This window comes from Sphingomonas colocasiae (assembly GCF_019880585.1).
GTDB lineage: Bacteria > Pseudomonadota > Alphaproteobacteria > Sphingomonadales > Sphingomonadaceae > Sphingobium_A > Sphingobium_A colocasiae.
On the sequence record NZ_JAINVV010000009.1, the window covers coordinates 70,271 to 89,828 of the forward strand.

General features: G+C 66.9%; 17 protein-coding genes. 10 read left to right on the top strand and 7 right to left on the bottom strand.

The window, feature by feature from the left end:
• Nucleotides 1-127 precede the first annotated feature (127 nt).
• A complete protein-coding gene (locus tag K7G82_RS19065; RefSeq protein WP_222991527.1) occupies nt 128-778 on the top strand; it encodes a DsbA family oxidoreductase in 651 nt (216 codons plus the stop codon).
• 311 nt (nt 779-1,089) lie between these two features.
• Here the strand turns inward: K7G82_RS19065 and K7G82_RS19070 are convergent, their stop codons facing one another.
• The 5 genes from K7G82_RS19070 to K7G82_RS19085 all read right to left on the bottom strand — a co-directional run bounded on the left by K7G82_RS19070 (nt 1,090) and on the right by K7G82_RS19085 (nt 5,128).
• Nucleotides 1,090-1,812, bottom strand: coding sequence for a TauD/TfdA dioxygenase family protein (locus K7G82_RS19070; protein ID WP_343228612.1), 723 nt, complete (start codon nt 1,810-1,812; stop codon nt 1,090-1,092).
• 12 nt (nt 1,813-1,824) lie between these two features.
• Nucleotides 1,825-1,986, bottom strand: coding sequence for a hypothetical protein (locus tag K7G82_RS29875; RefSeq protein ID WP_246623700.1), 162 nt, complete (start codon nt 1,984-1,986; stop codon nt 1,825-1,827).
• 44 nt (nt 1,987-2,030) lie between these two features.
• A complete protein-coding gene (locus K7G82_RS19075) occupies nt 2,031-2,750 on the bottom strand; it encodes a glutamine amidotransferase (protein WP_222991528.1) in 720 nt (239 codons plus the stop codon).
• 67 nt (nt 2,751-2,817) lie between these two features.
• On the bottom strand, nt 2,818-3,735 hold the full coding sequence (locus tag K7G82_RS19080; RefSeq protein WP_222991529.1) for a LysR substrate-binding domain-containing protein: 918 nt from the start codon (nt 3,733-3,735) through the stop codon (nt 2,818-2,820).
• A gap of 10 nt (nt 3,736-3,745) precedes the next feature.
• Nucleotides 3,746-5,128, bottom strand: a complete 1,383-nt coding sequence (locus K7G82_RS19085) for an RNB domain-containing ribonuclease (RefSeq protein ID WP_222991530.1) — start codon at nt 5,126-5,128, stop codon at nt 3,746-3,748.
• Nucleotides 5,129-5,628: 500 nt separating this feature from the next.
• Between K7G82_RS19085 and K7G82_RS19090 the strand changes: the two genes are divergently transcribed.
• The 5 genes from K7G82_RS19090 to K7G82_RS19110 all read left to right on the top strand — a co-directional run bounded on the left by K7G82_RS19090 (nt 5,629) and on the right by K7G82_RS19110 (nt 11,786).
• Nucleotides 5,629-5,904, top strand: a complete 276-nt coding sequence (locus tag K7G82_RS19090) for an HU family DNA-binding protein (protein ID WP_222991531.1) — start codon at nt 5,629-5,631, stop codon at nt 5,902-5,904.
• Between the two features lie 337 nt (nt 5,905-6,241).
• On the top strand, nt 6,242-6,778 hold the full coding sequence (locus tag K7G82_RS19095; RefSeq protein ID WP_343228622.1) for an RNA polymerase sigma factor: 537 nt from the start codon (nt 6,242-6,244) through the stop codon (nt 6,776-6,778).
• Complete coding sequence (locus K7G82_RS19100; protein ID WP_222991533.1) at nt 6,771-7,709, top strand: FecR family protein; 939 nt, start codon at nt 6,771-6,773, stop codon at nt 7,707-7,709. The genes K7G82_RS19095 and K7G82_RS19100 overlap by 8 nt, the downstream gene beginning before the upstream one ends.
• A gap of 91 nt (nt 7,710-7,800) precedes the next feature.
• Nucleotides 7,801-10,740: a TonB-dependent receptor gene (locus K7G82_RS19105; RefSeq protein ID WP_222991534.1), complete on the top strand. Its 2,940-nt coding sequence runs from the start codon at nt 7,801-7,803 to the stop codon at nt 10,738-10,740.
• Complete coding sequence (locus tag K7G82_RS19110; protein ID WP_222991535.1) at nt 10,740-11,786, top strand: amidohydrolase family protein; 1,047 nt, start codon at nt 10,740-10,742, stop codon at nt 11,784-11,786. Before K7G82_RS19105 ends, K7G82_RS19110 begins: the two co-directional genes overlap by 1 nt.
• 6 nt (nt 11,787-11,792) lie before the next feature.
• On the opposite strand, the gene K7G82_RS19115 is transcribed toward K7G82_RS19110, so the two are convergent.
• The gene (locus tag K7G82_RS19115; RefSeq protein WP_222991536.1) at nt 11,793-13,124 is read right to left on the bottom strand and encodes a sensor histidine kinase; all 1,332 of its coding nucleotides are present in this window, start codon (nt 13,122-13,124) and stop codon (nt 11,793-11,795) included.
• Nucleotides 13,121-13,774: a response regulator transcription factor gene (locus K7G82_RS19120; RefSeq protein ID WP_222991537.1), complete on the bottom strand. Its 654-nt coding sequence runs from the start codon at nt 13,772-13,774 to the stop codon at nt 13,121-13,123. The genes K7G82_RS19115 and K7G82_RS19120 overlap by 4 nt, the downstream gene beginning before the upstream one ends.
• A gap of 83 nt (nt 13,775-13,857) precedes the next feature.
• Between K7G82_RS19120 and K7G82_RS19125 the strand changes: the two genes are divergently transcribed.
• The 4 genes from K7G82_RS19125 to K7G82_RS19140 are packed head-to-tail and all read left to right on the top strand — an operon-like array spanning nt 13,858 to nt 19,533.
• On the top strand, nt 13,858-14,949 hold the full coding sequence (locus K7G82_RS19125) for an efflux RND transporter periplasmic adaptor subunit (RefSeq protein WP_246623701.1): 1,092 nt from the start codon (nt 13,858-13,860) through the stop codon (nt 14,947-14,949).
• Nucleotides 14,949-18,020, top strand: a complete 3,072-nt coding sequence (locus K7G82_RS19130) for an efflux RND transporter permease subunit (RefSeq protein ID WP_222991538.1) — start codon at nt 14,949-14,951, stop codon at nt 18,018-18,020. Before K7G82_RS19125 ends, K7G82_RS19130 begins: the two co-directional genes overlap by 1 nt.
• Entirely contained in the window at nt 18,017-18,316 is a 300-nt protein-coding gene (locus tag K7G82_RS19135) for a DUF3240 domain-containing protein (protein ID WP_222991539.1), read from the top strand. Before K7G82_RS19130 ends, K7G82_RS19135 begins: the two co-directional genes overlap by 4 nt.
• A complete protein-coding gene (locus tag K7G82_RS19140; RefSeq protein WP_222991540.1) occupies nt 18,313-19,533 on the top strand; it encodes a TolC family protein in 1,221 nt (406 codons plus the stop codon). Before K7G82_RS19135 ends, K7G82_RS19140 begins: the two co-directional genes overlap by 4 nt.
• Nucleotides 19,534-19,558 lie beyond the last annotated feature (25 nt).

The window sequence follows — 19,558 nt, forward strand, 5'->3', positions numbered from 1 at the left end:
GAAAAGCTGGATTCCCGCGTACGCGGGAATGACACCATGGTTGGTTGTTTCGGCTCAAATGAATCGAGCTCTGGCGCTCGGTCCAGGGCTCCCCATATCGGCGGCGACTGATCGAAAGGAATTGCCGATGGCCCGCCCGATGAAGATCGACTTCGTGTCCGATGTCTCCTGCCCCTGGTGCATCATCGGCCTGCGCGGGCTGGAGGAAGCGCTGGCGCGGACCGGTGACCTGATCGACGCGCGCATCAGCTTCCATCCGTTCGAGCTCAATCCCAACATGCCGCCCGAAGGGCAGAATATCGTCGAGCATATCGCGCAGAAATACGGCTCGACGCCCGAACAATCGGCCGCGAATCGCGAGATGATCCGCGCCCGCGCCGCCGAGGTCGGCTTCACCATGGCCACATCGAACGACAGCCGCATCTACAACACCTTTGACGCGCACCGCCTGCTGCACTGGGCGGAGATCGAAGGAAAACAGGCCGCGCTCAAGCACGCGCTGTTCGAAGCCTATTTCACGAACGGACAGGCCCCCTCCGACCATGAGGTGCTGATCGCCGCCGCCGAACAGGCCGGGCTCGACGGCGCGGCCGCGCGCGAGGTGCTGGAATCGGGGCGCTATGCCGAGGATGTCCGCCGCGCCGAACAACTCTGGCAATCGCGCGGCATCGCTTCGGTGCCGGCGGTGATCATCGACGATCGCTATCTGATCTCGGGTGGGCAGCCGCCCGCCGCGTTCGAACAGGCATTGCGCAACATCGTCGCCGAGACGGCCTGAGCTTCCCAAAAAGGGGCCGCATGCGGCGTGACTCGCATGCGGCCCAGGATTTACCGGGAGAGGGAGATAGGGGAAACTCCCGGCTATTCGATCAAGGCAGCCCCGCGCCGGGCAAGCGCGGCCGATGGCCGCACGCCGCCCATGGGTGCGCAGGGCTTGATGAAAACGACTCTCCGATTTGCTTTTCGTTCGGTGCGATCGGGTCGCCGCTACCGAACGATCCGGCCCCGAATTATTAAGTCTACTAATATGATTGAGAATATCGGGATGAAAGCAACTTTTCCTTTCATCGCTGAAATCATTCTCAGCCCCTATCGCGAAACGACGTCGCCGGAGACGGTGACGCGTTCGAGCAGCCGATCGGCCGGCCAATAGTCCCCCACCGCATAATGCTGGGTGGAGCGATTGTCCCAGATGCCGATCGCATTGGGGCTCCAGCGAAAGCGGACATGATATTCGGGCACCTTGATGCGATCGAACAGCAAGGTCAGCAATTCCCGGCTCTCCTCCTCGGCGATGCCCAGGATCCGCGTCGTGAAGGTGTGATTGACGTAGAGGATCTTCTCGCCGGTTTCGGGATGGGTCCGCACCACCGGATGGGTCGCGGGCGGAAAATCCCGCGCGAGCTGTGCGCGCTTCTCCTCGCTCACCCGTCCCCCGAAGCTGCGCACGATATCGTGCTCGGCATCGAGATCGGCGATCCGGTCCCTGATCGTGTGCGGCAGCCCCCGATAGGCGGCCGCCGCATCGGCCCAGATCGTGTCGCCGCCCACCGGCGGGATCGTCCGCGCCCGCAGGATCGATGCGATCGACGGATTCGGGCGGAAGGTGACGTCGGTATGCCATTTGTTGAAGGCCTTGAAGGGCTCGACCTTCTCCTCGCTCAGCGTGACGCCTTCCACGCCCCTGATCAGCAGCAATTCGGGATGGCCCGGCGCGTGCGGGATGACCGGATGCCCCTCCAGCGCGCCGAACAGCCGACCGAGCCGGATATGGCTTTCATGGCTGATGTCCTGATCGCGGAAGAAGATCACCTTGTGCCGCAGCTAGGCCTCGCGGACGATCGCGGCCACCGGCGGGTCGAGCAGGCGATCGAGATCGATGCCCGCGATCTCCGCGCCCAGCGTGGGCGTCGATGGGCTGATCGTGATGCCCAGCGCCGCCGCGCGTTCGATCAGGTCCGGATCGTCGATCCTCAACACCGCCATGCCGCTCTCCTCGTCCCGGGCATCGCAGGCTGGCGCTCCATCCCTTAGTGGAGTTCGCCGAGCCAGGCCGAGATCATCTGCCGCCCCGCGACAACCGCGTCGGGGCCGTGCCGGTAATAGTCTAGCCGAAGCCGGTTGCCGCACAAACCCGCCGCATCGAGATCGGGGCCGGACTGGGCGATCCAGGCGTCGATGCGCGGATCGAGCCCCATTTCGGCATGGCATTGCAACGCGAGCACGCGTTTCCCACGCCGAAAGGCCTGATGACGGTAGCGATCGGTCTGCGCCAGCCATTCGGTGCCGCGCGGCAGATCGAAAGTGTCACCATGCCATTGCAGCACGCGGGCACCGTCGAGATGGCGCAGCGGCGTTTCCGCGCCGGCGGAGGTCACCGACAATGGGTAGAAACCGATTTCCTGCTCCGGCCCCGAATAGACCTGCGCGCCAAGCGCGGCGGCGATCATCTGCGCGCCGAGGCAGACGCCCAATGTCGGCCGGTCCGCGTCCAGCCGCGCCTTCAGCCGCTCGATCTCGTGCGGGATCCAGGGATGCTCCCGGCTTTCATAGACGCCCATCGGCCCGCCCATCAGGATGACGAGATCGGGCGAAACCAGATCCGCTTCGGGAAATTCGGGATCGCTGGCGTCGATCCAGCTCAGCCGGTAACCGGCGGATTCGATCGGCGCGCGGAAACCGGCCAGGCCTTCATAGGGCACATGGCGGACGATCAGGGCAGTCTTTGGGGATATGGCGACGGAACTCATGCCACCGCAATGCCATTCTCGATTCCAAAACAGGAGAACTTTTTTCTATTAATTGAGTAGAGAAATTCTATTCCGTGAACCTGTCGGCGCGACGGCGCTGCGCTTCGCATTCCGCCGCCAGAAAATCGACCAGCGCGCGCACCGAAGGCAGCAATCCCCGGCGCGATGGGAATACCGCGTGGATCACGCCGCTGCGCGGCCGCCAGTCGGGCAGGATATGCGCGAGTCGGCCCGCCTCGATATCTTCCCAGATCATCATCGTCGGCAGTTGCACGATGCCGACGCCGGCAAGCGCCGCCGCGCGCAACGCCGCCATGTCGTCGGTCACCAGCCGGGGCTGGTGATTGACCGAGGCGCTGCCGCCATCGCCATGATGCAATTGCCAGACATGCTGTCGATGCGGCGGGCCGAGATCGAGACTAGGCAAGCCGGCGAGATCCGCCGGGGATGCGAGCGCATGCGGCACCAGATGCGGGCTGGCGACGAGACATTGCCGGCTCTCGTCCAACCGGCGCATGACGAGTTCGGTCGGCTCCAGCGGCGGGAAACGCACGCGGATGGCGATGTCGATGCCCTCCGCGATCGGATCGACCCGGCGATTGGTCGCTTCCAGATGAACCTCGACCGCCGGATTCGCCGCCATGAAGCGCGCGACCAGCGCGCCGAACTGGAAGGCGAGCAGCGCGGTCGGGCAGCTCATCCGGACCACGCCGCGCGGTTCGGTGCGCATTTCGGCGACCAGTTGCTCGGCCGCTTCCGCTTCCACCAGCATGGCGACGCAGCGATCATGGAACTCGCGCCCGATCTCGGTGACCGAGAACCGGCGCGAGGAGCGCTGGAGCAACCGCACGCCCAACCGTTCCTCAAGCTGGAGGATGCGGCGGCTCAGCTTCGATTTCTGGATGCCCAGTGCCCGGCCGGCAGCGGCGAAGCCGCCATGATCCACGACCTGGACGAAATAATAGAGATCGTTGAGATCCTGCATCGCGCCGGTGCTAGACCCGTTCGAACACGACATTGCGGCGGTCGGGATCGGCCGTGACCAGACGGACCTTCAACGCGACTCCCGGCACGATATCCGCGCCATTCACGCGCGCGACGACGGGCAGATCGCAAAGCTGGATCCGTGCGCCCTTGTCCTGGATGTCGGTCGCGACCGCCGCGAAGACCTGTCCTTCGCGATCGCGGAGCATCACCGCTTCGGCCAGATCGATCGCGGCGCGGCCGATCCGGCCGCCCAGCGCATCGGCGCGCGCCATCACCTCCGGCAACGCTTCGAAGGCGCGGCCAACGCTTTCAGGCACCGCCGCGCCGTTGGCGATCGCGAGCGTCGCCAGCACGACATAACGGTCGGCCAGCCGGCGCAGCGGCGCCGTCGCATGCGCATAGGTCGCGGCCATCGCCGCATGCCAGGGCACGACGCCATCGCAATAGGGCATGTAGGACGCGCCGTTGCCGACGCGGCGGACCGCGAGCATGAAAGCGGCCTGGCGCGCGTCGCCGGCGTCGAGGGTGCGTTCGAACGCCGCGAGCGGCGCCGCGGCGGGCCAATCGAGGCCCAGCGCGGCGGCGGTCAGGCGCAGGCGCGCGACGGCCTGTTCGTCGGGTTCGGCCATGACGCGGAACAGGCCGGTATGATGCGCCTGAAGCGCATCGGCGATCGCCAGATTGGCGGCCAGCGACAATGCAGCGTTGCGATCCTCCGAGTCCAGTCGCGGCCGGAAGACGAGCTGAAAGCCGCCGCCGGGCAATGAAGCCACCTCCTGTTCGGGCGGATCGACGCGCGCGGCCCCGCGCCGCTTTTCCGCCGCCTGGATCCGCATCGCCAGATCCGCGAACCCGTCGGGCAGATCGGTGTCGCGGACGCTGTCATAAGCCAGCTTCGCCCGGCTACGGACGATCGCGCGCTCGGCGCCGTCGAGGCGCACAGTGCCGTCCCCATCCACGCGGATCGTGAAGATCACCGCCGGCCTGGGCCCGTCCGGCAACAGGCTGGCGACCCGCTCGCTCAGCACCGGCGGATAGAGCCCGGCCTTGCCGTCGGGCAGATATTGCGTCGCGCCACGCCGCCACGCCTCGCGATCGATCGCGTCGCCGTCCGCGACGAACCAGGCAATGTCGGCGATGGCATAGTGCAGCAGCAGGTCGCCGCCGTCGCGCTCGATCGCGAAGGCCTGGTCCAGATCGGTCGATGTCGCGGGATCGAGCGTCACGAACGCGCGTTCGGTGCGATCGACATGGCCGTCGAGCGGGCGGGCAGCGGCGCGATCGGCGGCCGCCAGCACCTCGGGCGGGAAGGACGCCGGCACCTGGAACTGCTCGCGAATCGCGGCGAGGCCGCGCGCCAGGGCATTGCTTGGATCGACGATCGCTTTCATCTCCATTCTTGGTACATGGATGAAGGCGCGCTTGGAAAGCCGCATCGCAGCCGCAGTGATCGATCCGGCAGCGCGGACTCTCACCGCTCGCGATTGGAGAATCCTCCGATCGATGACAATTTCCGGATTCCAGGCGCGGCCGCCCCTTTGTGACGTCAATATGCCGACGATCCGCATGCGCATGCACGACGTATCGATCGGCACCCGAAACGCCGGGCTGATCGCCGGCCGGGCCGATGGTGGCCGATCCCGGCGGACGATGCCGCGCATTTGCCGTTTTCCGCCGGCAAATGCCGTTGGCTCGACGCGATTTCCCGCAGCCTGCCCCCGAAAGCCCCCGATCTGGAGCAATTTCAACGATTCCGGCGTCTTCTTGCGACGACTCCCTCTTTTCGAAACGCGCCAAACCGCGTACGCGGCGCCTCCATCTGTCGATGGTTCGATCGACCGATGGACACGCGCCCGGCGACGGGCGTCAACGAGACAGGAAGGAATCCGATATGAACAATAACGATCTCGCCGAGCGCATTGCCGCCGATCATGGCCTGACCAAGGCCGATGCGCGCAAGGTTGTGGACTCGGTCTTCGCCGCGATCACCGATGCCGCCGCCCAGGGCGACGAGATCTCGCTGAACGGCTTCGGCAAGTTCAAGGTCAAGGCCAGCGCCGCGCGCGAAGGCCGCAACCCCTCGACCGGCGCGACCATCCAGATCGCCGCTTCGAAGAAGCTCGGCTTCACCGCTGCCAAGGCGGTCAAGGACAAGCTGAACGGCTGATCCTTTTCCCGTCCCGGTTCCGGCCGCGCCTGAGCGCGACGCCGGGACCGGGGCGGACCTTTACCCGGGACGATCCTGCCCCCTCGACATGCGCAGGACCAAGTCGCCGCACGATCGGCGCGTTCATGGCGCGACAGACAGCGCCCTCATCACAATCGAGATCGTCCCGCGTCAGCCGCGCGGCGCCGTTTGGCGCACCACGACAACGCCCTCCTTCGATCCGCAAAAAATCTTTCGATAGCGGAGTGAGGATTTCCCGCTTCCGATCGTCTAGCCTCGACCGCGGATCGAACAGGGAGGTTTCGCCACGACCCGGGCGGAATGGTTTGCCGAACATATCGTGCCGTACGAACCCAAGGTCCGTGCGTGGCTTTCGCGTGCCGGATGGAGCGCCGACGAGGTCGAGGACGTGATCCAGGAAAGCTATGCCCGGCTTGCCGCCTGCGCGATCGAAACCATCCGCAATCCTGGCCCCTTCTTTTTCCAGACCGCGCGCAACACCGCCGGATCGATCGTGCGCCGCCGCCGCGTCGTCCCGATCCGGACGGTCGCCGATGTCGACCGGCTCGGCGCGATCGATCCGGGGCTCGATCCGGAGGAGGAACTGAGCGCGCATGAGGAACTGACCCGGCTGAAGGACGCGATCGAGCATCTGCCGCCCGCATGCCGCAAGGCATTCGTGCTGCGCAAGATCGAGGGGTTGAGCCAGAAGGAGACCGCGGACCGGCTGGGAGTCAGCCAGAGCGCGGTCGAGAAACATGTGGCGCGCGGCATCCGCCTGTGCGCAGCCGTGCTGACCCGCCCCCCGCGCGAATCGGGCGTGCCGGGTGTACTGACCCGCGCTTTCTGGTCGAGGAGGGCCGGCCATGACTGACGCAGAACGCACCGAGGCCGCCGCTGCCCGCTGGCTGGCGCGCCACGATGCCGGCGCGCTCGATCCGGCTGATGCCGCCGCGTTCGAGGCCTGGTGCGCCGCCGATGCGCGTCACCTGGGCGCCTATGTGCGGCTGGAAGCGGTCAATGCCCGGTTCGACCGCGCCGTCGCGCTGAAAGGCATCGCGATCGATCCGCCCCAGGCGCGGCGCTGGTGGGTGCCCGTCGCCGCAGCGGCCGCGCTCGCCGCCGCGTTCGGCATATGGCAGATCGCCGTGCCCGGCGGCCCGGCGGGTGAGACCCGGCAGATGGCGACGCGCATGGGCGAGCAATATCGCGCCGCGCTCACCGACGGCTCGACGGTCGAGCTCAACACCGCAAGCGCGGTTGCGGTCGCAATGGCGCCGAAGCTGCGCGAGATCCGCCTCGGCAAAGGCGAAGCGCTGTTCGAGGTGGCGAAGGATCCCAAGCGCCCGTTCGTGGTGAAAACGGAGTTGGGCGACGTGCGCGCGGTCGGCACCGTCTTCACGGTGCGGGTCGATCGCGGGCTGGAAGTGCTGGTCTCCGAAGGCACGGTCGTGATCGAACGCAATGGCGAACAGATTGCCCGCGTCACCGCGGGCGAGCGCTATGCGCTCAACGCGGTGGGCGACGCCGCGCGTTCGCCACGCGACCCGGACGAGATCAAGCGTTCGCTTGCCTGGCGCGACGGCCGCATCGCCTTTGCCGGCGAAACGCTTGCCCAGGCGGCGCGCGAGTTCAACCGCTACAATGCGGTCAGGATCGAGATCGCCGATCCGGCAGTGGGCACGATGCGCTTCGGCGGCTATTTCCGTGCGACCGATCCGGAAGGGTTCGGCGCCTCGATCGAACGATCGCTGCCCGTCGAGGCGGAGCGCAGGGGCGACGTCATTGTGCTGAGCGCGAAATGAGAAATATTTGTTACGCGACGTGAGGATCGCGCCCGCAGACGCGTCAATGGCCCGCACGGCCGACCGGCCGGTTAAAAACGGGGGGACGAGAATGCGAGATTATCATTCGGCGCTGCGGGCAGCGATCATCGGAAGCGCAAGCATCGCCAGCATCGCGATCGCGACGCCGGCATCGGCGCAGGAACGCAGCCAGCGCTTCGACATTCCGGCGCAGGCGGCCGCCAATGGCCTCAACGAGTGGGCGAAGCAGGCCGATCGCCAGATCGTCTTTCCCTATGCTGCGGTGAGCGGACGACGCACGCCCACCGTCCGGGGCAGCTTCACCCCGCGCCAGGCGCTCGACCGGCTGATCGCGCCGCTCGGGCTCGCGATCACATCGACGCAGAACGGCACCATCACCCTGGCGCAAGCTGCGCAGCAGTCCGCGACCATCGCCACCGAAGACCCGCTGGCCGAGCCCGAGACCAGCGAGATCGTGATCACCGCGTCGCGCATCGATCGCGCCTTCGAGGCGCCGACACCTGTGGTCTCCGTCACCGCGCAAACGTTGAAGATGGGCGGACCGAGCAATGTCGCGGAGGCGCTGAACGACCTGCCCCAGTTTCGCGGCACGCGCGGACCGCAGGTAACGACCACCAATTCCGATGGCGGATCGTCCCCCGTCGACCTGCGCGGCCTTGGCATCGCGCGTACGCTGGTCCTGCTCGACGGGCGCCGATTTTCGGCGGACAACGACCTCAACACCGTTCCCACCATCCTGATCCGGAGCGTCGACATCGTCACCGGCGGCGCATCTGCGGCCTGGGGTTCGGGTGCAGTCGCGGGCGTCGTCAACATCGCGCTCGACGACAAGCTGGATGGCGTGAAGCTCGGCGGCGAAGCCACGATTTCCAGCCGCGGCGATTATGACGGCTATCGCTTCGAAGGCGCGTTCGGCAAATCCTTCGCAGGCGGCCGCGGCCATATCCTGATCGGCGGCGAATATTACGACAATCAGGGTATCCAGCCGCGCACGCTGCGCCGCAATGCCGGGCGCTGGTCGTCGGTCTCCAACGGCGCCGGCGCATTCTATCTGGCGCCCGATGTCGGCTTCGCCAATGCCGCGGTCGGCGGGCTGATCCTGTCCGGCGCGCTGCGCAACAAGGCGTTCAATCCCGACGGCACGCTGCGCGACTTCCAGTTCGGTACGGTGATCGGCACGTCGATGCTTGGCGGCGAGGGGCCGAGCAATGACGATATCGCGCCGCTGGTCGCCCCGATCCGTCGCTACAACATGCTCGGCCGGATCGGCTACGAACTCTCCGACGCGCTGAAGCTGACCGCCGAGATCCGGCATTCGCGCTTCTACAACCGGTACGACGCCTATGTCGACAGCAGCCGCGGCACGATCACGATCAAGAGCGACAATGCCTTCCTGCCCGCGACGGTGCGCACGCAGCTTGCCGCCGCCGGCCAGACCAGCTTCACCTTCGGCCGCTTCAACAGCGATTTCGCGACGCTGGAATTCGATATCGACCGGCCGACGACCCAGGGCACGATCGCACTCGACGGCCGGTTCGGCGAAAGCTGGCGGTGGAGCGCCTATTACAGCCATGGCGAGACGCGGAACCGGCAGAGCACGCACAACCAGATCCTGACGCAGAATTTCGCGCAGGCGATCGATTCGCTGATCAGCCCGGTGACGGGCCAGCCGATCTGCCGCGTCGCGCTGACCAATCCGACGACGAATTGCGTGCCGATCAACCTGTTCGGCAACGGCAATGTCTCCGCCGCCGCAGCCGCCTATGTCACCGGATCGCCGTCGATCCGGGCGAAGTCGCAACTCGACGTCGGCGGCATCAGCCTGCGCGGCGAACCCTTCGACCTGCCGGCCGGGCCGGTGTCGATCGCGATCGGCACCGAAGCGCGGCGCGAGGCGGTCAATCAGATCGCCGATCCGCTTTCGCTGGCGCGCGCGTTCACCAGCTTCAACACGGCGCCGCTGGCGGGCAAATTCACCGTCAAGGAAGCATTCGGCGAAGTGCTCGTGCCGATCGTCAAGGATGTCGCCCTGCTCAACGACCTGCAGTTCAACGGCGCCGTCCGGATCAGCGACTACAGCACGACCGGATCGATCTGGTCGTGGAAGCTGGGCGTGACCAACGAATTCTTCCCCGGTTTCCGCGGGCGCTTCACCCGGTCTCGCGATATCCGATCGGCCAATCTGGCGGAACTGTTCACGACGCGGACGCAGGGACAAACCCCGGTGGCCGATCCCGTCACCGGGCAAAGCTCGCAGGTGACCGTCATCGGCGGCGGCAATCCGAAGCTGATGCCCGAAACCGCCGATACGATGACGGGTGGCTTCGTCTTCTCACCGCCCTCGCTCCCCGGTCTCAGCGTCTCGATCGATTATTACAAGATCAAGATCGATGATGTGATCGTGACGCTCGCTGCGCAGGACATCGTCGCGCGTTGCGCCAACGGCAACCAGGATCTGTGCGCGCGCGTCCAGCGCGACAGCACCGGCAATATCCTGCAAGTGCTGTCGTCCAACGTGAACCTGTCGCGCTACAAGACCGACGGCATCGACGTGGATCTGTCCTACGGCTTTGCACTGGGCGACGGCCGGATGACGCTGCGCGGGCTGGCAAGCTGGGTGAACAGCCTGACCACCGACGACGGCATCAGCCGGATCGAATATGTGAAGTCGCAAAATTTCGCCTTCGGCTTCGGCGTGCCCAAGCTGCGAGCGACCGCGAGCGTCAGCTATGACGGGCCGGCGTTCGGCGCCTATATGCGCGGCCGCTATATCTCGGCGGGCAATACCGACAATACGGTCAACAACGTCAACGGCCGGATCCCCGCCTTTGCCTATGTCGATCTGGGCGCGACGGTGAAGGTGGCGATGCCGGGCGGCGGCCCCAAGGCGGAACTGTATATCGACGTCTCCAACCTGTTCGACAAGGATCCGCCCAAGTCGTCGACCTACTCGCCCTATTACGACGTGATCGGCACATACTTCTCGGCCGGCGCACGGATCCGGTTCTAGTGAAGACGGCAGGGGTTGCCCTGGCCGCGATGGCACTGAGCCTCGCGGCCGGGGAGGCCATCGGTGCGGCCGGCCAACAGCCGCCCCCCGCAGCGGACCATCATCTTCATATCCAGGGGCCGGAGGTGACGGCGGAGCTGAGAAAAGCGGCCGCACGATCGCCCGAACGCTTCGAGCGCCTCGACCGGCAAATGCTCGAAACCCGTACGCTCGAAGACGCGCTGAGGACGCTCGACCAAGCACATATCCGCCAGGGTGTGCTGCTTTCCGAAGCCTATATGTTCGCGTCGCGCTTCAGCACCTTGCCGCCCGCTGAAGCCACGCGGCTGACGCGGATCGAGAACGCCGCCACAGTCGCGGCGGCGCGCGCGTCCGGCGGGCGGCTTTTGGCGTTCATCGGCATCAATCCGCTGAGCGACTTCGCGATGGACGAATTGCGACACTGGGCATGCGAACCGGGCGTGACGGGCATCAAGGTGCAGTTGGGTAATTCCGGTTTCGATCCGCGCTCACCCGACCAGGTCGAGACGCTCGCCAGGGTCTTCGCCTTCGCCCGCGACAACCGTCTGGCGATCGTCGCCCATGTGCGCAGCGATGCCGATTATCCGGCCTCCGACGTCGACACATTCATCGAAAAGATCCTGCCCTTTGCCGGCGACTCGCCGGTGCAGATCGCGCATGGCGGCGGATCCGGGAGGCTGGATTCCGCGGCGGTCGCCGCGATCGCGCGCTATACCGACGCGATCCGGCATAGGAAGCCGGGCACGAAGAATCTCGTTTTCGACGTCGCGCTGATCGTGGTCGACGAGGAAGCGGACCCGGCACTGATATCGGCCTATTCCGCGCAGATGCGCGAGATCGGCATCAAGCGGTTCGTTTTCGGATCCGACTGGCCGACGCTTTACACGCCGGCCCGATATGATCGGCTTCTGCAGTCCAGATTGCAGCTCACGCATCGGGAATGGATGAGGCTGTTCAACAATCGCGCGCCATATTTCCGGCGCGGGGCCAGACACCGCCATGCGGCCTGCGCCAACCCCGCATGACCATGCCTATTGCCGTGCCGCCGGCCTGAACGAAATCACGGCAAGCAGCCCTCCTTCCGGTGCGGCGTCGAGTTGCAATGCCGCATCGTAGAATTGCAGCAGATCACGGGTCGCGGCGAGCCCCAACCCTGTTCCCGGCGTTGCGGAATCGAGGCGGACGCCAACCGCGACCGCATCGGCGCGCCGCTCGATCGGAATGCCTGGGCCGTCATCCGATACGGCGATCCGCGTCCCCTCACCCTGAATCGTCACGCGGCTGCGTGCCCATTTGCAGCCATTATCGATCAGGTTGGAAAGGATTTCCGCCAGATCCCCGCTTTCGCAGGCGAGCATCATGCCCGGTGCGATCTCCGCCCGGATCTCGATGGCGCGGGCGAGATGCAGCCGCTCCATCGCCGCGACGATCTGCCCCACCAGTGGCGCGACTTCGGTCATGGTTCCGGCACCGCGCGTACCCGCTGCGGCAGCACGCGTCAGGTGATAATCGATATGCCGGCGCATGGCGTCGCAACGGGCCAGCAGGAAGTCCGCCGATGCCTCGTGGCCGGTCAGGCGAAGCTGCTCCGCCTCGTCGGCGATCAGCGCCAGCGGCGTGCGCAGATGGTGCGCCAGATTGCCCGATTCGGTGCGCGCGCGCGCGATCAGCTGCGCCTGGCCATCGAGAAGCTGGTTGAGCCGGACGACCACGGGCTCGACCTCAGCCGGCACCCGCTGATCGAGCCGGCCGATCTCCCCGCGCCGCAATTGATCCACCTGATCGCCGAGCCGGTGCACCGGTTTCAAACCGAAGCGGACCAGCGCTGCAGCGCCACCGATCATCAGCAAGGCCAGAATCGCCATCGACCAAGCGAGATCGGGATGGAACTGATCGACCTGCGCTTCCAGCAGCCGGCGCGCCGATGCGATCGTCACCGCAAGACGCGCACCGCCGGGTCCGTTCACGACCTGCGTCCGCTGCAGCACGGGTTCGGCACCGGCCGTTGAATCCGCCCATGCCGCATCGTCCGGCCGGGCGATGAGCAGGTTGCGCCCCAGCGATCGCGAACGCAGTGGCGGATGCCCGGCCTGATCGATCTGCCAGTAGAGACCCGAGCCGTCGAAATGAAACAGCGGATCCGAAAGAGGTTGCCGGACCTGGCGGCCGCCGTCCGGACCGAGCTCGATCAGCGCGACCAGTTCCTCGAGATGATGGTCGAGCTCGCTTCTGAACCGTTCCGTCGTGTGTATCTGATAGAGATTGGCGATGAACAGCCCGGCGATCATGATCGCGATCGTCACCAGGATCGCCGATCCCACGATCAGACGGAATCGCAGGCTGTTGCGCAATGCCGCGTTCATGCCGACAGACGATAGCCGAGACCGCGCATCGTCGCGATCCGCTCGCGTCCGATCTTGCGCCGGAGCCGGCCGACCAGCACCTCAATCGCGTTCGCGTCCCGGTCCGTATCGATACGGTAGAGCCCGTCGATGATCGCCTGGCGGGTGAGCGTGCGCCCCGCATTGTAGAGCAGCAGCTGGAGCAGGCGGAATTCGCTGGCCGTCAACGCCAGCGGCGCATCCGCCAGCCAGGCCTCGCCGCTTGCGGGATCGAGCGCGAGCGACCCCGCCATAAGCCGCGTGCCGCTATGTCCGGCCGCCCGCCGTGCGAGGGCGTGAAGCCGCGCGACCAGTTCCTCGACGCGCACGGGCTTGACGATGAAATCGTCGGCGCCCGCGTTCAACCCCTCGACCTTTTCCTGCCAGCTCCCCCGCGCGGTCAGGATCAGGATCGGCGTCGCGATCGCGCGCGCGCGCAGCCGGCGAACCAGCTCGATGCCGGACATGCCGGGCAGCCCGATATCGACAACCATCGCGGTGAAGCCGTCACCCGCGAACCCCTCCGCATCCTCGGCCGTGGTCAGCCATTCGCAGGTCATGCCGTGACGCGTCAGGTTCGCGACCATCCGTCGGGCCAGCTCCGCCCCATCTTCGACCAGCAGGATCCGCATGGGCCGCACCTGACAGGATTCTGACAGGTTCGGCAAGTACACAGCGCCCACGTACCGAAGCACTCCCCGGGGATGAAGCCGCCATGTACCAGATGCGATCGCTGGGCCTGCTCACGCTGCTGGCCGCCTGTTCGGCCGAACCCGAGGCCGAGCCGGTGAATGGGACGGCCAACGCCGCCATGCCTGTGCGACCCGGCGCACTCAATCTCTCGGCCGAACAAATGGCTTGGATCGGGGTCCGCTTCGCCGCCGCCGAAACCGCGACCGAGATCGCGATCGGTACCGTGCCCGTCACCGTCGCGCCGCCGCCCAATGCGCGTGTCGCGGTCGCCGCGATCATCCCAGGCGTCGTCACCCGGACACTGGTGGTCGAGGGCGACAGCGTGCGCGCCGGCCAGCCCCTCGCTGTCGTCGCCGCGCGCGAGTTGCTGACGCTGGGCGCCGGCGTGGAACAGGCGTCGGCACGCGTGGCGGTGGCGCGCGCCAATGACGGTCGGCTGGGCCAGCTCGCGCGCGAGGGGATCATCGCCGGGGCCCGTGCGGACGAAGCGCGCGCGGCGCTGCGCGAAGCGCAGGCGGAGCTGAACGAGCAGCGGCGCATCGTCGCCATGGTCAACGGCTCCCCCGCCAGCGGCACCTACACGCTCACCGCCCCCATCGCCGGACGGGTGACAAGCACAGCGATCCAAACCGGCAGCCCGGTGGACGGGACGACCGCCGCCTATGTGATCGACGCCGCGAGCCGGTATGAACTGACCGCGCAATTGCCCGAAAGACTGATCGGCCAGATCCGCCCCGGCATGGCAGTGCAGATGGGGGACGGCGTGCGCGGCACCGTGAGCAGCGTCGGCGCCGTGGTGGATCCGCAAACCCGGTCGGCGGTGTTGCGCGCGGCGATTCCGGCGGCGCCGGGCATCGTATCGGGCCGATCGACCAGCGCGACCCTGCTGGGCCCGGCACCCATGGGCGCGGTCATCGTGCCTGCCGGCGCCGTGATCGACATCGACGGCAGACCGACGATATTCGTCCGCACCGACAAGGGCGTTGCCGCCCGAACCGTCGAAGCCGGAGAAAAGGCGGGCGACCGCGCCGTCATCTTCAAGGGGTTGCGCGCGGGGGAACGGGTCGCGACCAGCGGCACCAGCGAACTGAAGTCGCTGGCCGGACAGAATTGATGCTGCGCGGACTGGTCGCCTGGTCGCTTTCCTATCGGCTGATGCTTGTGGCGCTGGCGCTGGTCGTCGCGGGCCTCGGCAGCTGGGCCTATTCGACGCTGCCGGTCGACGCCTATCCCAATATCGCGCAGACCCAGGTCAAGATCATCCTGAAAGCGCCGGGCATGACGCCCGAGGAGGTTGAAACCCGCGTCATCACGCCGATCGAACTGGAGATGCTTGGGCTGCCCGATCAGGCGATGCTCCGGTCCACCGCAAAATATGCGATCGCGGACATCACGATCGACTTTATCGACGGAACCGACATCTACTGGGCGAGGCAGCAGGTCGGTGAACGGCTGGCCGGCGTGATGGCGGAACTGCCCGCCGGCGTGGAGGGCGGAATGGCGCCGATCTCCACACCGCTCTCCGACGTGTTCATGTTCACCATCGACGGACCGTTGTCGCTGAGCGAGAAACGCGAACTGCTCGACTGGACGATCCGGCCCGCGCTGCGGACCGTGCCGGGCGTCGCCGATGTCAATGCACTGGGTGGCCATGTCCGCAGCTATGAAGTCCGGCCCGATCCCGTTGCGCTCGCGGCCGCTCGCCTTTCGGTCGACGACCTGAAGGCGGCGATCGAACGCGGAAACCGCAACGACGGCGCCGGGCGACTCGGCTCGGGAGAAGAGACGCTGATCGTGCGCGCCGTCGGCGCGGTGCGCGATGCGCAGGATCTCGCGCAGATGGCGGTCGTCACGCGTAACGGCGCGATCGTGCGCGTGGGCGACGTCGCGACCGTCGGCACCGGATCGCTCACCCGCTATGGCGGCGTCACCGCCGATGGCAAGGGCGAGGCTGTACAGGGGCTGGTTATCGCGTTGCGCGGCGCCGACGCGCAGCAGGTGGTGCACGGTATCCGCGCGCGCCTGGCAGAGGTGGAGAACAGCCTGCCGGCAGGCACCAAGATCTCGATCTTCTACGATCGATCGGACCTGATCGGGCGCGCCGTCAACACCGTGCAGAAGGCGCTGATCGAAGCGACGATTCTGGTCATCGTGCTGCTGGTGCTGTTCCTGGGCAACTGGCGCGCCGCGGCGATCGTCGCGGTCACGCTGCCCATGGCTGCGCTCACCACCTTCCTGTTCATGCGCGGCATGGGGCTGTCCGCGAATCTGATGAGCCTGGGCGGGCTCGCCATCGCCATCGGCATGCTGGTCGACGGCGCGGTCGTCGTGGTCGAGAATGTCGTCGAGCGGCTGGGCCGCGCGCGCGACGAGGCCGCGCCGCGCCTCAACATCGTCTTCCGCGCGACCGCCGAAGTGATCGTGCCGGTCTCCGCCGGATTGGTCATCATCGCACTCGTCTTCCTGCCCCTGCTCTCGCTCGAAGGACTGGAAGGCAAGCTGTTCGCTCCGGTTGCGCTCACCATCATGTTCGCGCTCGCCGGATCACTGCTGCTGGCACTCACCCTGGTGCCAGTTCTCGCGTCTTTCGGATTGAAGAGCGGTGCGCATGGCGAACCCTGGATCATGCGCAAGCTCGCGCCGCGCTATGCGGCGCTGCTGGCCGGCGCCTTCGCGCGCAAGCGGCTGGTCTACGCATTGTCGGGCGCGGGCCTCGCACTGGCAGTGCTTGCCTATGGTGCTGTCGGCAAGACCTTCATGCCGACGATGGATGAGGGATCGGTGGTCATCCAGGTGACCAAGCTGCCGACCATGGGCCTGGATCGATCGCTGGCGCTGACGGGCATGATCGAAGCGGAACTGATCGGCAAGGTACCCGAGGTGACCGGCGTCATTTCGCGGACCGGCACCGACGAGATCGGCCTCGATCCCATGGGCCTCAACGAAACCGATCTATTCGTGACGCTGAAACCGCAATCCGAGTGGCGCGGCGATCGCGATTTCGTGGTGGAGGAGATGCGCAAGGCACTGGCCGGCATGCCCGGCGTGGAACCCACCTTCACCCAGCCGATCGAGATGCGCGTCGCCGAAATGCTGACCGGCGCGCGCGGCGACCTCGCCGTCAAGATCTTCGGCCCCGATCTCGACACGCTGGCGGAACTCGCGGCCCGCGTCCGGCATGAGCTGCAATCGACACGCGGCGCGACCGAAGTGACGACGGTCGCCAACGACACCGTCGATTATTTCCAGCTCGACATCGATCGCGTCGCGGCAGGCCGCGCGGGCATGCCGGTGGAGACATTGCAGGATACGCTACGCGCCCAGCTCGAAGGCCTTCCGGCAGGACTGGTGGCGGAAGCGCAGAAGCGCATTCCGGTGCTGATCCGCGGCGACGATGCGGTGCGTAACGATCCCGCGCGCTTCGCCGATCTGCAAGTGACGACGCCATCCGGCGAACTGGCACGGGTCAGCGATCTCGCACGGGTGGAGCGCACCGTCGGCCCCATTCGCCTCGATCATGAAAGCGGCGCCCGCTACGCTCTGGTGCAGGCTTTCGTTTCCGGCCGCGATCTCGTCGGCTATGTCGATGAGGCGAAGGCGCGTGTCGCGCAGAAAATTCGCCTTCCGGCGGGCTATCGCCTGGTCTGGGGCGGACAGTTCGAGAACCAGCAGCGTGCCTCCGCCCGGCTGATGCTGGTCATCCCGGCGGCGCTGCTGCTGATCTTCCTTGTCCTCTACGTCACGCTCAAGTCGCTGCGCGGATCGCTGTTGATCCTGGCGAACATCCCGTTCGCGGCGGTGGGCGGGATCATCGCGCTCTGGCTGGCGGGCGAATATCTCTCTGTGCCCGCATCGGTCGGCTTCATCGCCCTGCTCGGCATCGCCGTGCTCAACGGCCTCGTCCTCGTTTCCTATTTCCGCCAGTTGCGCGCGGACGGCATGGCGATGGCCGAGACGGTGCGCCGGGGCGCAGAGCGACGGCTGCGCCCGGTGTTGATGACCGCCAGCATCACCGGCTTCGGCCTGGTCCCCCTGCTCTTCGCGACCGGCCCGGGATCGGAAATCCAGAAACCGCTCGCGATCGTCGTCATCGGCGGCCTTTTCACCTCGACTTTGCTCACGCTGGTGCTGCTGCCCATCCTCTATGAGAGGTTCGGCGAGAAGCAGCCGGAGGCCAGGATATGACCCGCATGCTCCTCACCCTGTTCTGCGGCGTCGACGATGCCGACCAGATCGCCACGGCACTGCGCGACCATGCGGGTGCACCCGTCCATCTGCACCGCGAGGCGGTCCTCGGCCGCGATTATGCCGATGCGGCGACCGCCGAACGGGTCGCCGGGACGCTCGACCGCATGGCGATCGAGGTCGAGCTGGACGCCGGCCAACTCGCCGGCGCGCTGGACGCCGCCACACGAACGCGGCGGCGCCTGCCCTTTCGATGGCGCACCGTCAGGCTTGAGCAGGGAGGGCGGATCGCATGAGACATCTGTGGATGCTGCTGGCGACCCTTTCCGCCCCGGCCATCGCGCAGTCGAACGATCTGCCGCCCGAAGCCATTGTCGCGAGCGCATTGGACAACCAGCCGACCGTTGCCGCCGCGATGGCACGCATCGATGCCGCGCGCGCCGAAAGCCACGCGCTCCGGCGCGGATCGCACGAGATCACGGCACAAGGAACCCTGTCCCGCCGCACCATCGAGCGCGAAGGTGACCATACCGAATTCGATACCACGATCAGTCGTGCTTTCCGCTTGCCCGGCAAGGCGGCGCTCGATCGCAGTTCCGGTGCCCTGGCCGTCACCGTTGCCACCGATCTGATGGAAGATGCGCGCCATCAGGCCGCGCTGGCCTTGGCCCAGCTCTGGTATGATTGGCTGCGCGCGGCCGACCTGCATCGCAACGCATTGGCGCTGGTCACAAACCAGCGCACGCTCGTACAGGCGACGGGACGCCGCGTCGCACTGCGGGACGCGGCTCAGCTCGATCTCGAACAGGCGAATGTCGCACTTGCGCTGGCCGAAACCCAAGCCGGCGACGCCGCGGCCGATCGTGATCGCGCGCGAGCGTTGCTCGCCGCGCGGTTTCCGGACCTGCCCCTGCCCGCCGACCCGCCCAGCCTGGCCGATCCCGCCATACCCGCGGAAGGCTTCGCCCGACTGCAGGCGCTGATCGTCGAACGCAGCCATGAGATCGGCGCCGCCGCAGGCCAGGCGGACCGCCGCGCCGTCATGGCGCGACGTGCGCGTTCCGACCGTATGGCCGATCCATCACTGGGTTTCCGCCTGTTCAGCGAACGCGGCGGCGAAGAGAAAGGGGCGGGCCTGTTCGCATCGCTGCCCTTGGGCGGTGGCCATCGTCGGGCCCTGGCCGATCAGGCGGCTGCGGAAGCGACGGCGGCGCGCGCCGACCAGATGCAGGTCGAGCGGGAAATCGCGAGCAATGCCGCAGCCGATGTCGCCGAAGCCCAGGGGCGGTTGAACGCGTGGCGGGCAAGCCGCGAAGCCGTCCGGCGGGCGGAGGAAAGCGCGGCCCTCTCCGCGCGCGGCCAGTCGCTCGGCGCGATCGATCTGGCCGACCGGCTCTACGCGGAACGCCAGGCGAACGAAACCCGCGCCGCCGAGATCGCGGCGCGCGCAGCTGCGGCACGCGTGATCCTGAAACTGCGCATCGACGCGCACACGCTGTGGATAAACGAATAGAGCAGGGCCTGCGACGCTGTCGGGC

Coding starts and splice junctions, on each gene's coding strand:
- K7G82_RS19135 (WP_222991539.1), top strand. CDS start 18,017: ATGACCCGCATGCTCCTCACCCTGTTCTGCGGCGTCGACGATGCCGAC.
- K7G82_RS19080 (WP_222991529.1), bottom strand. CDS start 3,735: ATGCAGGATCTCAACGATCTCTATTATTTCGTCCAGGTCGTGGATCAT.
- K7G82_RS19115 (WP_222991536.1), bottom strand. CDS start 13,124: ATGAACGCGGCATTGCGCAACAGCCTGCGATTCCGTCTGATCGTGGGA.
- K7G82_RS19125 (WP_246623701.1), top strand. CDS start 13,858: ATGTACCAGATGCGATCGCTGGGCCTGCTCACGCTGCTGGCCGCCTGT.
- K7G82_RS19140 (WP_222991540.1), top strand. CDS start 18,313: ATGAGACATCTGTGGATGCTGCTGGCGACCCTTTCCGCCCCGGCCATC.
- K7G82_RS19090 (WP_222991531.1), top strand. CDS start 5,629: ATGAACAATAACGATCTCGCCGAGCGCATTGCCGCCGATCATGGCCTG.
- K7G82_RS19130 (WP_222991538.1), top strand. CDS start 14,949: ATGCTGCGCGGACTGGTCGCCTGGTCGCTTTCCTATCGGCTGATGCTT.
- K7G82_RS19075 (WP_222991528.1), bottom strand. CDS start 2,750: ATGAGTTCCGTCGCCATATCCCCAAAGACTGCCCTGATCGTCCGCCAT.
- K7G82_RS19120 (WP_222991537.1), bottom strand. CDS start 13,774: ATGCGGATCCTGCTGGTCGAAGATGGGGCGGAGCTGGCCCGACGGATG.
- K7G82_RS19105 (WP_222991534.1), top strand. CDS start 7,801: ATGCGAGATTATCATTCGGCGCTGCGGGCAGCGATCATCGGAAGCGCA.
- K7G82_RS19100 (WP_222991533.1), top strand. CDS start 6,771: ATGACTGACGCAGAACGCACCGAGGCCGCCGCTGCCCGCTGGCTGGCG.
- K7G82_RS29875 (WP_246623700.1), bottom strand. CDS start 1,986: ATGGCGGTGTTGAGGATCGACGATCCGGACCTGATCGAACGCGCGGCG.
- K7G82_RS19085 (WP_222991530.1), bottom strand. CDS start 5,128: ATGAAAGCGATCGTCGATCCAAGCAATGCCCTGGCGCGCGGCCTCGCC.
- K7G82_RS19065 (WP_222991527.1), top strand. CDS start 128: ATGGCCCGCCCGATGAAGATCGACTTCGTGTCCGATGTCTCCTGCCCC.